Origin of the sequence: Lysobacter sp. yr284 (assembly GCF_900107375.1) — a bacterium.
Lineage (GTDB): Bacteria > Pseudomonadota > Gammaproteobacteria > Xanthomonadales > Xanthomonadaceae > Lysobacter.
Map to the genome: position 1 here is coordinate 183,700 of NZ_FNPT01000008.1, position 14,456 is coordinate 198,155.

Sequence of the window (14,456 nt, forward strand, 5' to 3'; positions counted from 1 at the left end):
GACGCAACCATGGACTCCCGCGCGCTGATCGAACTCGAACGCCAGCCCTTCAAGCAACGGCTCGCGTTCCAGTATTCGCTCTACCTCAACGAGGTCGAGCAGGGCTTCATGACCGGACGCGAAGGCTTCGGCCCGGTCGACCGGCGCATGAAATACAAGGATCTCAACAGCGACCAGTTCAACGAGGTGCTGGTGTTCGGCTCCAACAGCTACCTGGGGCTGTCGAACGATCCCTACGTCAAGGCCAAGGTCATCGAGGCGGTGGAGAAGTACGGCATCGGCTCGGGCGGCTCGCCGGCGTTCTCCGGCTACACCCGCCAGCACAAGGAACTGGAACAGCGCCTGGCCGCGCTGGCCGGCCACGAGGACGCGGTGCTGCTGCCCGGCGGCTACATGGCCAACCTGTGCTGGGTCAACGGCCTGATGAACCGCAACGACATCATCGTCTACGACAAGAACAGCCACGCCAGCGTCATCAACGCGATCAAGATGACCAACGTGCCGTTCTACACCTTCGACCCGGAGCGGCTGGAGGAGTTCGAGAAGCTGATCGTGCGGATCAAGCAAAAAGCCAAGCCCGGCGTGCAGATCTTCTCCACCGTGGAAGGCGTTCGCTCGATCGACGGCACCATCATCGAGCTCAAGCAGTACCTGGAGATCTGCCGCGCCCACGACATCATCGTCATCCTCGACGACGCCCACGGCCTGGGCACGGTCGGCAAGCACGGCCGCGGCACGCTCGAACACCTGGACCTGATGGGCCAGGTCGACCTGCGCATGTCCACCTGCTCCAAGGCCATCGGCGCGCAGGGCGCGTTCGTGTCCGGCAGCAAGGAGCACATCTTCCTGCTGCGCAACTTCTCCTATCCCTATCTGTTCACCTCGGGCCTGGCCCAGCCGACCATCGCCGCGATCTCCGCCGCGCTGGACGTGATCGAGCGCGAGCCCGAGCGGATCGAGCGCCTGCACGCCAACGTGCGCTACATGCAGGACAAGCTCGAAGCGCAGGGCATGCGCATCATCCGCGGCGATTCGGGAATCATCCCGGTGTTCTTCAGCGAGGACGGCGTGGTGCGCAAGATCAACCGCGCGCTTTATCGTCGCGGCCTGTTCGCCAACATCATGGAATACCCGATGGTGCCGCCGGGCCTTGAGCGCCTGCGCCTGTCGGTGATGGCCACCCACACCCACGAAGAAATCGATACCGCGGTCGAGATGATCGCCCAGGTCGCGCGCGAGCACGGCGCGCTGTAAGCGCCGCGCGCGCGAGCGCGGTCCGCACAAGCAAACGAGTCGAAAAGGAGAACAGCCATGAGCAAGCAAGATCAGGCGATGACCGCGGTTCTGGACGTCATCAACGACATCAAGAAAACCGGTTTCACCCGCGACACGGTCGACCACGATTCCTACCTGGGCGGCGACCTGGGCGTGGATTCGCGCGAGATGCTGGAGATCTGGTACGAGCTGGAACAGCGCCTGGGCGTGGCCGTGGGCGATGCCGAGAAGCGCGACCTGTACACCCTGGGCGACGTCGTCGCGCTGCTGCAGGGCAAGCTCGAAGCCGCCGGCCGCGAGGCCGTCGCCGCGGCCTGAGCCGTACCGCCGCGCGGCCGGCACGCGCCGGCCGCGCGCGCACGCACACCAATGCGCCCCGGCGCAACGCCAGAGAGATGCACGCATGACATCGGTTTGGGTGTTCCCGGGACAGGGGTCCCAGCACAAGGGCATGGGCGCGGCGGGTTTCGAGCGCTATCCGCATCTGGTCCGCGAAGCGGACGAGGTGCTGGACTATTCGATCCGCGAGCTGTGCCTTGAGGATGCGCTGGACGGTAAGGGCGAGCTGCTGCGCCAGACCCAGTACACCCAGCCGGCGCTGTTCGCCGTGTCGGCGCTGGCGTTCCTGGAGCGGCGCGACCGCGGCGACGCGCTGCCGGCGGTCTACGCCGGCCACAGCCTGGGCGAGTTCGCCGCGCTGTTCGCCGCCGACGCCTTCGACTTCCGCACCGGCCTGGCCCTGGTCGCCGAGCGCGGCCGGCTGATGGCGCAGGCGCCGCGCGGGGCGATGGCGGCGGTGATCGGCATCGACCAGGCGCGGGTCGCGCAGCTGCTGGCGGATTCGGAGTTCGACCGCATCGACCTGGCCAACATCAACTCGGCCATGCAGACGGTGATCTCCGGCGACTTCGACCAGATCCAGCGCTGCGAAGCGCTGTTCGCCGACGCCGGCGCGCGCTTCGTCCGCCTCAACGTCAGCGCCGCGTTCCATTCGCGCTTCATGCAGGACGTGCAGGCGCGCTTCGCCGAGTTCGCCGCCGGTTTCGAGCTGCGGCCGCTGCGCGCGCAGGTGATCGCCAACGTCAGCGCGCGGCCGTATCCGGCGCAGGACTATCGCGACCTGCTGGCGCGCCAGATCACCCACCCGGTGAAGTGGTACGAATCGATGTCCTGGCTGCTGGCGCAGGGCCCGGTCGAACTGGAGGAGATCGGCCCGGGCGACGTGCTGACCAATCTGCAGTTCAAGATCAAGCAGGCGCCGCTGGCGTTGAGCGAAGCGCCCGCGACCGCCGCGGCGCCGGCGCCCGCCGCCGCGCCGCGCCCCGGCCGCCCGCGCACGGTGTTCATGTACTCCGGCCAGGGCTCGCAGTACTACCTGATGGGCCAGGAGCTGTACCGCCACAACGCCGCCTTCCGCGCGGCGATGGACGCCTGCGACGCGCTGCACCGCGCCCATACCGGCCGCAGCATGGTCGCCGAGCTTTACGACGACAGCCGCAAGCATCACGACATGACCGACGTGCGGCTGTCGCACCCGGCCTTGTTCAGCCTCGGCTACAGCCTGACCCAGGTGCTGATCGACGCCGGCATCGAGCCCGACGGCGTGCTCGGCTACAGCCTCGGCGAATACGTCGCCGCGGTCGTCGCCGGCGCGATCTCGCTGGAAGACGCCATGGCGTTGGTAGTGCGCCAGGCCGGCCTGCTCGACCAGCAGACCCGCGGCGGCGGCATGCTGACCGTGCTGACTTCGGTCGATCATTTCCAGCGCCATCCGCAGCTGTATACCGGCGCCGCCCTGGCCAGCGTCAACTTCGGCCGCAACTTCGTGGTCAGCGCCGCGCAGGACGCCTTGCAGGCGATCAAGCAGCGGCTCGACGAAGTCGACGTGGCCTCGCTGCTGCTGCCGGTGGACCACGCCTTCCATTCGGCCGGGGTCGATCCGATCGAGGCCGAGTTCCGCCGCCACGCCCAGGCCGTGCGCAGCCAGGCGCCGCGCCTGCCGATGTACTCGGCGATGCGCGGGCGCGAAGTCGAGGCCTTCGACGCGCAGTACTTCTGGGACGTGATCCGCCAGCCGGTGGACTTCCACCAGTTGATCGGCTCGCTCAGCCAGGGCGAGGCGATCCGTTTCGTCGACCTCGGTCCGACCGGGACCTTGTCGGGCTTCATCAAGCACGGCTACGGCGACCGCGTCGCCCACGCGGTGTCGATCAACCAGTTCGGCCGCAACCTGGAAACGGTGCAGCGCCTGCTCGGCCAACTGGCCGCGTAGCCGCGCACGCGCGACCGCACCCACATCCGCAACCCGCAGACCGCAGCACGCAACGGTGGAGAGCAAGGAATGTCCGTCGAGCACGAGTCAACGAATACCGTGAGCCTGCCTTACGCCGACCACGGCCTGGATCTTTCGAGCTCGCTCAACGACGGCAACGCCTGCGCGCAGGATCACGGCCAGCGCCGCGCGCTGGAATGCGCGGCGCCGGCGGCGGCCGACCTGGCCACCTGCGTGGCGGCCTGGCATGCGGCGCTGCACTGGTTGCGCTACAACGACGAGCCGGTGATCACCTGCCTGCTCGGCCGCCGCGACGGCAAGTGCTGGCCGCTGACCAGCGCGGTCGACGCCTCGACCTCGCTGGGCGAACTGCGCGAGCAGGTGCAGCGGCAGTGGCGCGAGGACGAGGCCGGCTGGCTCGACCGCGACGACGCCACCCACGTCGGCCTGGCCGACCAGCTGCGCTGCCACGCGGTGCTGCTGCACGGCGCCAGCGATCCGGGACAGACCGAGTTCGCGCTGATCCACGATCGCGGCCGCTGGGTCGTGGATTGCGACGCCAGCCGCTTCAGCGAGTCCTACCAGCGTTTCGCCATCGGCCTGTGGACGCGGCTGCTGGCGGCGACGCTGGAACAGCCCGAAACGCTGCTGTCGGCGCTCGACGCGCTGTCCGACGGCGCGCACGGCCACGGCGCGCTGCGCGCGCACATGGCCGGCCCGGACGCGCCGATCGCCGGCAACCTGGTCGAGCGCTTCGCCGCGCGCGTGGCCGAGCATCCGCACAAGGTCGCGGTGATCGACGGCGAGGGCCGGATCGGCTTCGCCGAACTCGACGCGCTGGCCGAGCGCTGGGCCCAGGCCCTGCACGAGGCCGGCGCCGGCGTCGGCGATTTCGTCGGCGTGTGCTTCGGCCGCAGCCGGCGCATGGTCGCCGCGCAGCTGGCGGTGCTGAAGATCGGCGCGGCGTTCGTGCCGATGGACGCGCAGCAGCCGGCCGCGCGCCTGCAGGCGATGGCCGACGACGCCGACATGCGCTTCGTGCTGGCCGAAACCGACTGCGTCGCGCCGATCCGCGCCGCGCTGGCGCAGGCGCACTGCCTGGACATCGACGCGCTGCCGCCCGAACGCGGCCCGGCGCGGCCGCGCCAGGAACCGGCGCTGGCCAGCGACGATCTCGCGTATGCGATCTTCACCTCCGGCTCGACCGGCCGCCCCAAGGGCGTCAAGGTCGGCCACGGCAACCTGCTCAACTTCGTCGGCCATATCGCCGAGTTGGTCGACGCCGACGACGTGGTCTCGCAGTTCGCGCCGTTCACCTTCGACGCCTCGGTCGCCGAGATCCACTCGACCCTGCTCAACGGCCTGAGCCTGGTGATCCTGCCGGCCGCGCTGATCGACGATCCCGAGCGCCTGCAGGCCTACATGAGCGAGCACCGGGTCAGCTTCTCGGCGTTCCCGCCGCAGTACGCCAAGCACCTCTCGCCCGAGCGCCTGCCGTACCAGCGCACCTTGCTGACGGCAGGCTCGGCGCCCGACCACGAGCTGATCCGGCGCTGGCAGCCGCACCTGCAGTACGTCAACGCCTACGGCCCGACCGAGACCACGATCCTCTCGACCGCCTGGCACGCGCGCCATCTGCCCGATCCGCACGAGCCGATCGCCATCGGCGAGCCGATCGCCAACACCGCAGTGCGCGTGGTCAACCGCTTCAACCACGCGTTGCCGCGCGGCGCCATCGGCGAGCTGCTGATCGGCGGCGCGGGCGTGACCCACGGCTATCTCAAGCGCGAGGACATGACCCGCGACAAGTTCCTCAACTTCGAGCGCATGCGCTGGTACCGCAGCGGCGACCTGTCGTGCCTGGACGAACGCAACCGGCTGATCTTCGCCGGGCGCGTGGACGACCAGATCAAGCTGCGCGGCCATCGCCTGGAACCGGGCGAGGTCGAAGCTGCGTTGCGCCAGCTGCCCGGCGTCGGCGCCGCGGCGGTGGTCGCGGTGGACCTGGACGCCGGCAAGCAACTGGTCGCGTTCTGCGCCGGCGCCGCGCAGCCCGAGGACGCGGTGCGCGCCGCGCTCGGCCAGGCGCTGCCGGCCTGGGCGCTGCCCAACCGGCTGGTGTGGCTGGATGCGCTGCCGCTGACCGTCAACGGCAAGACCGACTACCGCGCGCTGCGCGAGCGCCTGACGCAGGCCCCGGCGCCGGCGCAGCAGGCGCACGGCGGCGGCGACCACGCCGACGAACTGGAGCAACAGATCGCGCAGATATGGAGCGGCGTGCTGCAGCAGCCGCAGGTCTCGCGCGAGGACAACTTCGTCCACCTCGGCGGCGACTCGCTGACCTCGCTGGTGGTGATGTCGGCGCTCAAGCGCCTGGGCTACCACGCGAGTTCGGCGCAGTTGCTGGCGCGCCCGCGCCTGGCCGATTTCGCCGAACTGCTGCGCCGCGGCGGCCGCCAGGCCCAGCGCGACTATGCCGGCGTGCACGGCAGCGCGCCGCTGAGCCCGATCCAGGGCTGGTTCTTCGACCTGGAGCTGGGCAACCCCGGCGACTTCTGCCAGACCCTGGCGTTCGAAAGCGCGCAGCCGCTGGACCTGGAGCGCCTGCGCCGCGCCTTCGCCCAACTGGCGGACTATCACGACCAACTGCGCGCGCGCTTCGTGCGCCTGGGCGCGCGCGGCCGCGAGGCCGCCTCGTGGCGGCAGGACATCGCCAGCGAAGGCTTCGAACTGCCGCCCATCGCCGTGCGCGAGGTGGCAGAGGCCGAACTCGACGCCGCCGCCGCGCGCTGCCGCGACGAACTCGCCGGCGAACTCGACCTGGCCCAGGCGCCGCTGTTCCGCATCGCCGCGCTGCGCACCGCCCAGCGCACCCGCGTGGTGTGGGTGCTGCACCATCTGTTGGTCGATACGGTCAGCCACGGCATCCTGCTCGACGACCTGCGCCATCTCTACGACGCCGACGCGGCGTCGGCGCAGGACGTGCTGCCGGGCAAGAGCCTGGCTTACCTGGACTGGTCGCAGCGGCTCAATGCCGATGCCGGCCGCGAGCCGGCGCGCCAGCTCGCGCAGTGGAGCCCGGTGCTGGAGGCGGTGGCGGCGACGCCGCCGCTGCCGATCGCCGCTGCGCAGGGCGCGGCCGGCGAAGTGATCGTCGGCGAACACCGGCTCCCGCGCGAGGACAGCCGCCGCCTGCTCGAACAGGCGCCGGACTGCTACCGCCAGAGCGCCGAGGAACTGGTGCTGGCGGCGACCTACCTGGCATTGGCGCGCACGCTCGGCGTCGAGCGCGTCGCCATCGACGTGGAATGGCACGGCCGCGACGAGGACTACGCCGGCGCGCAGGGCCTGGACCGCACCGTCGGCTGGTTCACCAGCGTGCATCCGCTGGCGCTGCCGGTGCCGGCGCAGGCCGGCGCCGACGCGCTCGGCGACTGGCTGGTCGAGCTGAAGGAAACCCGCGCCGCGGTGCCGGCGCGCGGCCGCGATTTCTATGCGCTGCGCTACCTGGCCCAGGACCCGGCGCTGCGCGCCGCGTTCGCCGCGTACCGCGCGCCGCAGGTGCTGTTCAATTTCTCCGGCGTGATCCAGCGCCAGCAACAGGGCTGGCGCACCGTGCCGATGGCGGCGATCGAGCTCGGCGCCGGCAACGCCAGCCCGTACGCGCTGTCGGTGGAAGGCGAGATCCGCGACGGCGAACTGATCCTGAGCCTGTACCACGATCCGGCCGGCTGGCCCGGCGACAGCGCCTCGCGCTTCGGGCCGGCGCTGATCCAGGCCCTGGGCGAGGTCGTCGCCCACTGCTGCGACCCGGCGCAGCGGCGCTGGACCCCGGCGGACTTCCCGCTCGCCGGCCTCGACCGCGCGCAGGCCGCCGCGGTGCCGACGCACGCGCAGGCGCAAGGGCTGTACCCGCTGACCGACATGCAGCGGACCATGCACCGCCATCCCGACACCTACCAGGTGCAGATGGTCTACCGCATGCCGCGCGCGTTCGATGCCGCGGCCTGGGGCCGCGCGAGCGCCGACTGGGTCGCCCGCCACGACTGCCTGCGCACCGTGGTGCGCGAGGCCGACGGCCTGGAGCCGCAGCAACTGGTGCTGGCGCAGCTGGCGTTCGAGCCGCGCGCGCACCGCGCCGCGGCGGGCGAGGGCGCGCAACTGGCGCAGCGCCTGCTGCAGCAGGCGCGATCGCAGCCGGTGCGGCTGGAGCGCGCGCCGTTGTTCGAACTGCAGGCCATCGACGACGGCGGCGAACACTTCCACGCGCTGCTGTCGATCCATCACCTTATCCACGACGGCTGGTCGATCGACCTGCTGCTGGCCGACCTGCTGCACAGCTACCGCCACCACCTCGGCGAAGCGGTGCCGCTGCCGGCCGCGCCGCTGGCCGGCATGGCCCAGATCGTCGCCCAGCAACGCCGCCTGCAGGCCGATCCGGCGTGGCTGGCGCATTGGACCGGGCTGCCGTGGGCGCCGCTGTCGGCGCAACTGCCGAGCGCGTTGCCGGTCGAGACCGCGGCCCAGGACACCCGCCTGTTCACCGCCGCCATCGACCGCGAGCTCGGCGGCCGCGTGCGCGCGCGCGCCACCCAGCTGGGCGTCACCGCCAACAGCCTGTGGCTGGCCGGCTACGCCTGCCTGCTGCGCTACCTCGGCGGCCAGGCGCAGGTGCGCTGCGGCGTGATCCAGAGCGGGCGCATGGAAGAGATCGCCGGGGTCGAGACGATCACCGGCTGCTGCGTCAACACCTTGCCGCTGGTGCTGGACATCGACGGCGAGCGCGCGCTCGATGCGGTCGTCGCCAGCGTCGACCGCCAGCTCGCGCGCATGCGCGAAGGCGCGGCGTTCCCGCTGTCGCAGATCCACGAGGCGGTCAAGCCGCGCCTGGACGACGAACTGTTCGCGACTTTGTTCAACATCGAAAGCCACCGCTACGGCGAACACCAGGACGCGCTGCGCCCGCAGCTGGTCGGCGGCTACGAATCCACCAATTACCGCTTCATCTTCGGCCTGATCGAACGCCAGGACAGCGCCGGCGAACTCGAATACGGCGTGCGCATCGGCTACGACGCCGGCCTGTTCGACGAGGCCTCGATCGCGATGTGGCTGGACCTGTACCAGCATCTGGTCGGCCTGCTGCTCGACGGCGAGGGCGTGCGCTGGAGCGAGGCCGAGCTGCTGCCGGCGGCGTGGCGCCAGCGCCTGCTGCACGAGTGGAACGCCACCGACCACGCCTACAGCGACGATCGTTGCCTGCACGAGCTGTTCGCCGAGCAGGCCGCGCGCACGCCGGACGCGACCGCGCTGGTGTTCGACGGCCAGCGCCTGGGCTACGCCGAACTCGATGCGCGCGCCAACCGGCTGGCGCAGCACCTGCGCACGCTAGGCGTCGGCCCGGACCGGGTGGTCGGCCTGTGCGCGGAGCGTTCGCTGGAGATGATCGTCGGCGTGCTCGGCATCCTCAAGGCCGGCGGCGCCTGGGTGCCGCTGGACCCGGAACTGCCGGCGCAGCGGCTGGCGGCGATGGTCGCCGACATCGGCGTGGACCTGGTGCTGACCCAGCATCGCCTGCGCGAACAGGCGCTGGCCCAGCTCGACGCCGCGGTGCGCACGCTGGAACTCGACGCCGACTGGGCGCGGATCGCCGCGCACGAGCCGGTCGCGCCCGACAGCGGCGTCGGCCCGGACGACCTGATCTACGTGATCTTCACCTCCGGCTCGACCGGCAAGCCCAAGGCGTCGATGAACCAGCACCGCTCGCTGGTCAACCTGATGCAGTGGCTGCAGTCCAGCTACGGCATGGACGCCAGCGACGTGGTGCTGCAGAAGACCCCGCTGTCGTTCGACGTGTCGGTGATGGAGATCTTCTGGCCGCTGCTCAACGGCGCGACCCTGGCGATCGCCAGGCCCGGCGGCCACCGCGACCCGGCCTACCTCGGCGCGATGGTGCGCGAGCACGGCGTCACCACGCTCAACTTCGTGCCGTCGATGCTGCAGGTGTTCCTCGACGAGGACGAACTGCGCGGCTGCGCCTCGCTGCGGCGCTTGTTCGCCAGCGGCGAAGCCCTGCCCGGGGCGATGGCGGCGCGCTTCCTGGCGACGTCCGACGCGGCGCTGTACAACCTGTTCGGGCCGACCGAGACCGCGATCGAAGCCAGCGGCTGCGCGGTCGAGCGCGCCGACAGCGCGATCGTGCCGATCGGCCGGCCGCTGTGGAACACCCGTCTGTACGTGCTCGACGAACGCCTGCAACCGTTGCCGGTCGGCGTCGGCGGCGAGCTGTTCATCGGCGGCGTCGCGGTCGGCCGCGGCTACCTCGGCCAACCGCAGCTCACCGCCGAGCGCTTCCTCGACAGCCCCTTCGTCGCCGGCGAACGCCTGTACCGCACCGGCGACCTGGCGCGCTGGCGCGCCGACGGCACGGTCGAATACCTCGGCCGCCTCGATCACCAGGTCAAGGTGCGCGGCTTCCGCATCGAGCTGGGCGAGATCGAACACGCCCTGGCCGCGCACGAGCAGGTGCGCCAGGCGCTGGTGGCCGCGCGCGACGACGGCGCGCGCAAGCAGTTGGTGGCCTACGTGGTGCCGCGCCAGTGGCCGGCCGACGAAGCCGCGCGCAGCCGCCTGATCGGTTCGTTCGCGGCCAAGCTCAAGGCCGAACTGCCCGAATACATGGTGCCGGCGGCGTTCGTGCTGATCGAGGCGATCCCGCGCAACGCCAACGGCAAGGCCGACCGCGCGCGGCTGCCCGAGCCGGACCACTCCGCCTACGCCCACAGCGCGTTCGTCGAGCCGCAGGGCGAGCTGGAAACCGCGCTGTGGGACGTGTGGGCGCAGGTGCTGGGCAGCGACCGCTTCGGCGTCGACGACAGCTTCTACGCCATCGGCGGCGATTCGATCCTGGCGATCCAGGTCGTTTCGCGCGCCGGCAAGCGCGGCATCGCGTTGACCCCGCGCCTGTTGACCGAGGACAAGACCATCCGCCAGATCGCTTTGCGCCTGTGCGCCGCCGCGGCGCCGGCCGCCGCGCCCGTTGTCGCCGTCGTCGTCGATGCGAACACCGAGGAGGCGAGCAAGGGCGAACAGCGCCTGCTGCCGATCCAGGCGCGCTTCCTGCAAGCCGACCGCCACGAGCACGGCCGCTACGTGCAGTACGCCGACGTGCCTTTGGCCGAAGGCATCGGCCGCGAGCAGCTGCAGGCCGCGCTGCAGGCGATCGTGGCCCGCCATGACGCGCTGCGGTTGAAGTTCCGCGAAAGCGCCGGTGGCTGGATGGCGCAGTACCGCGCCGAGGCTGTGTCGGCCGAGGCCTGGGACGAGGCTCTGGTCGAGATCGACGCCGATGCCGCGCAGGCGCCGGCGACCGCGCGCGAGCACGTGCAGGCGCAGGTCGATGCGGCGATGGCCGAGCTCGACGTCAAGCAGGGCCGGCTGCTGCGCTGGCTGTGGCTGCGCGACGCCAACGGTTCGCGCTTGCTGTGGGTGATGCACCACCTGGTGGTGGACGTGGTGTCGTGGCAGGTGCTGGCCGACGATCTGGCCACCGCGCTCGACCAGCTCGGCCGCGGCGAAGCGGTGCGGCTGGCGCGCAAGGGCGCGACCGGCTACCAGGATTGGGCCGCGCGCCTGCACGACTACGCCTACAGCGGCGAGATCGACGCCGAGAAGCGCTATTGGCTGGACCAGCTGCGCGCGCCGGCGGCGGCGCTGCGCCTGGACGGCGACGACGAGGCGCCGACGCAGGCCAGCAGCCGCACGCACGAACTGCGCCTGTCGCCGGCGCTGACCCGGCGCCTGCTCGACCAGGCCACCGCGCGCCACGGCCTGCGCATCCACGAGCTGATGACCGCGGCGCTGGGCCGCGCGCTGGGCCAGTGGCAGCAGGTCGATGCGATCCGCATCGACCTGGAAAGCCACGGCCGTCCGGATCTGAGCGGGGTGCCCGGCTTCGACGGCGTGGACCTGAGCCAGACCGTGGGCTGGTTCACCGCGTTGTACCCGCTGCGCCTGGAGGGTTTGCGCGCCGACCTGCGCGGGCAGTTGCGCGCCGCCGGCGCCGCGCTGGCGGCGGTGCCGCACGCCGGTATCGGCTTTGGGGTGTTGAACGAACTGGCCCGCGACGAAGACCTGGAGCAGGCGCGCGCGGGTCGCGACTCGCAGGTGCTGTTCAACTACCTCGGCGCGTTCGACCCGGACCGCGGCGGCAGCCGCATCGGCGCGCGTCGCCGCCGCAGCCACGCGCTGGGCGTGGAAGGCGGCGTCGAGCACGGCGCGCTGACCGTGCGCATCGACTACAGCGAGCGCCAGTTCCAGGCCGATACCATCGCCGCGCTGGCCGCGCAGTTGGAACGCACGCTGGCCGAGATCGCCGACGACGAAGGCGGCCCGGGCGCCGGCGTGGGCGAGGGCGGCGACGACGCGGCCGCGCCGGCGTGGTCGCTGGCCGACTGCACCCCGGCCGAGCTGCAGGACCTGCGCCGGCAGTACCCGACGCTGCAGGATCTGTACCCGTGCACCGGCATGCAGCAAGGCCTGCTGCTGATGAGCGACGGCGCCAACCCGGACGGCCTGTACCTGACCCAGCTGCGGCTGGAACTGGACGGCGCCGATCCGCAGCGCCTGCGCGCGAGCTGGGTCGAGCTGGTGCGGCGCCATCCGGTGCTGCGCACGGCCTTCCTCGACCTGGGCGGCGACCGCCTGCTGCAGGCGGTGATGGGCGAGGTCGCGCTGCCGTGGCGCGAGCTCGACCTGAGCGCGCTGGCCGACGACCAACGCCAGAGCGAACTCGAACGCGTGCTCGACGGCGAACGCCGGCGCGCGTTCGCGCTCGGCGAAGCGCCGCCGATGCGGGTGCTGCTGGCGCGGCTGGACGCGCGCCGCCATTGCCTGGCCTGGACCCACCACCATGCGCTGATCGACGGCTGGTCGATGGGCCTGCTGGCGCAGGAGCTGTTCCAGGTCTACGCCGGCCATGATCAGAACGCCGCGCCGCCGCCGTACCGCGACTACATCGCATGGCTGGAATCGCGCGACCATCAGGCCGCCGCGGACTATTGGCAGCGCTACCTCGACGGCCTGCCGCTGGCCGCCAGCGCGGCGCTGAGCGCGCGCCTGGACGACGAAGCCGACGCCGACACCGCCGGCCCCGGCGAGCAGCGCGCGCACGTGCTGGAGCTGCCGGTCGCGCTGACCGCGCAGCTCGGCCGCGCGCTCAAGCACGAAGGCGTCAGCCTGGGCACGCTGATCCTGGCCGCGTGGGGCCTGCTGCAAAGCAAGTACAGCGCCGAGGAGGAGGTGCTGTTCGGCTACACCACCAGCGGCCGTCCGCCCGAGCTCGACGGGATCGAGCGCATGGTCGGCCTGTTCATCAACTCGTTGCCGCTGCGCCTGCGCATCGATCCGGCGCAGACGCTGTCGGCGTGGCTGCGCCAGGTGCAGTCGATGCAGCTCGACCACGGCGACCACGGTTTCCTGCCGCTGGCGGCGATCCAGCGCGCCTGCGGCGCGCGCGCCGGCCAGGCGCTGTTCAACGCGCTGGTGGTGGTGGAGAACTTCCCGCTCGACCGCAGCCTGCCGAGCATGGACGGGCAGCAGCTGCGCGTGCTCGACGCGCGCGGGGTGGAGCGCAGCGATTTCCCGCTGAACCTGATCGTCTACCCGGGCCCGCGCCTGACCCTCAAGCTGGCCTACCAGAGCCGCCAGTTCGGCGACGCGGCCGCGCGCGACATGCTCGACCGCCTCGGCCACCTGCTGGCCGGCGTCGCCAACGGGTTCGACCAGCGCGTGGGCCAGCTGTCGCCGCTGAGCGCGGCCGAGCGCGAGCGCGCGGTGTGCGAGTGGAACCGCAGCGAGGTCGATTACCCGCTGCAACGGTGCGCGCACGAGGTATTCCAGCAGCAGGCCGAGGCGCTCGGCGAGGACGATGCGATCGTCTCCGGCGCCGAGCGCTGGAGTTGGAAGCGGCTGTCGGCGCGGGTCGCGCAGATCGCCGGGTGGCTGCGCCGCCGCGGCGTGCGTCCGGGCGACCGGGTCGCGCTGGCGCTGCCGAAGGAACCGGAGCTGATCGCCGCGATCCTGGCGATCATGCGCGCCGGCGCGGCCTACGTGCCGGTGGCGCTGGACTGCCCGCCCGAGCGTCTGGCGTTCATCGCCGGCGATGCCGGTATCGCGCGCCTGCTGACCAAGCGCGCGCATGCCGGGCTGGTGGAGGGCACCGCGCTGACCGCGCTGTGCCTCGACGATGTCGAGGTTTCCGCCGGGACCAGCGACGACGCGGCGTTGCTGACGTCGGACATCGAGCCGCAAAGCAGCGACAGCACCGCCTACCTGATCTACACCTCCGGCACCACCGGCACGCCGAAGGGCGTCGCGCTGAGCCACCGCAACCTGGTCAACTTCAGCCTGTGGCTCGGCGGTGCCGGGCTGTACGGCCGCGGCCAGGGCTTCACCCAGTTCGCCCCGCACACCTTCGACGCGTCCATCGGCGAGATCTTCGGCGCGCTGCTGGTCGGCGCGACCTTGCACCTGCTGTCCGACGAGTTGATCCAGGAACCGCGCGCGCTGGCCGCGTACCTGGGCGAGCACGCCATCGCCTTCGCCGCGTTCCCGCCGGCGTACCTGCAGCAGATCGACCCCGCGCAGGTGCCGGCGACCCTGAGCATCCTCACCGCCGGCTCGGCCCCGACCGTGGAACTGGCGCGCACCTGGAGCGCGCGCGGCCGCTACGTCAACGCCTACGGCCCGACCGAGACCACGGTGCTGTCCTCGGCCTGGATGCCGGCGGCCGACGACGCCGAACTGGCGGCCGGGCGGCTGTCGATCGGCCGGCCGGTGTCGAACACCACGATGTACGTCGTCGATGCGGCCGGCCAGTTGTGCGCGCCGGGCCTGCTCGGCGAAATCTGGA

The 14,456-nt window shown here is 71.6% G+C and carries 4 protein-coding genes; all 4 read left to right on the forward strand.

Annotation, left to right across the window (positions count from 1 at the left end; translation table 11 throughout):
* The first annotated feature begins 9 nt into the window (after positions 1-9).
* The gene (locus tag BLV01_RS14620) at positions 10-1,254 is read left to right on the forward strand and encodes an aminotransferase class I/II-fold pyridoxal phosphate-dependent enzyme (protein WP_091800973.1); all 1,245 of its coding nucleotides are present in this window, start codon (positions 10-12) and stop codon (positions 1,252-1,254) included.
* A 57-nt stretch (positions 1,255-1,311) separates the two neighbouring features.
* Positions 1,312-1,593 carry an acyl carrier protein gene (locus BLV01_RS14625; RefSeq protein WP_217633516.1) on the forward strand — a complete coding sequence of 94 codons (282 nt, stop codon included), beginning with the start codon at positions 1,312-1,314 and terminating at the stop codon, positions 1,591-1,593.
* A gap of 85 nt (positions 1,594-1,678) precedes the next feature.
* Complete coding sequence (gene fabD / locus BLV01_RS14630; RefSeq protein WP_091800976.1) at positions 1,679-3,547, forward strand: ACP S-malonyltransferase; 1,869 nt, start codon at positions 1,679-1,681, stop codon at positions 3,545-3,547.
* A gap of 99 nt (positions 3,548-3,646) precedes the next feature.
* The coding region (locus BLV01_RS14635) for a non-ribosomal peptide synthetase (RefSeq protein WP_175485960.1) at positions 3,647-14,456 on the forward strand (10,810 nt) is incomplete at its 3' end.

Bases quoted from the DNA above. Each gene is read 5' to 3' on its own strand.
- BLV01_RS14625 (WP_217633516.1), top strand. From the start codon at position 1,312: ATGAGCAAGCAAGATCAGGCGATGACCGCGGTTCTGGACGTCATCAAC.
- fabD (WP_091800976.1), top strand. From the start codon at position 1,679: ATGACATCGGTTTGGGTGTTCCCGGGACAGGGGTCCCAGCACAAGGGC.
- BLV01_RS14620 (WP_091800973.1), top strand. From the start codon at position 10: ATGGACTCCCGCGCGCTGATCGAACTCGAACGCCAGCCCTTCAAGCAA.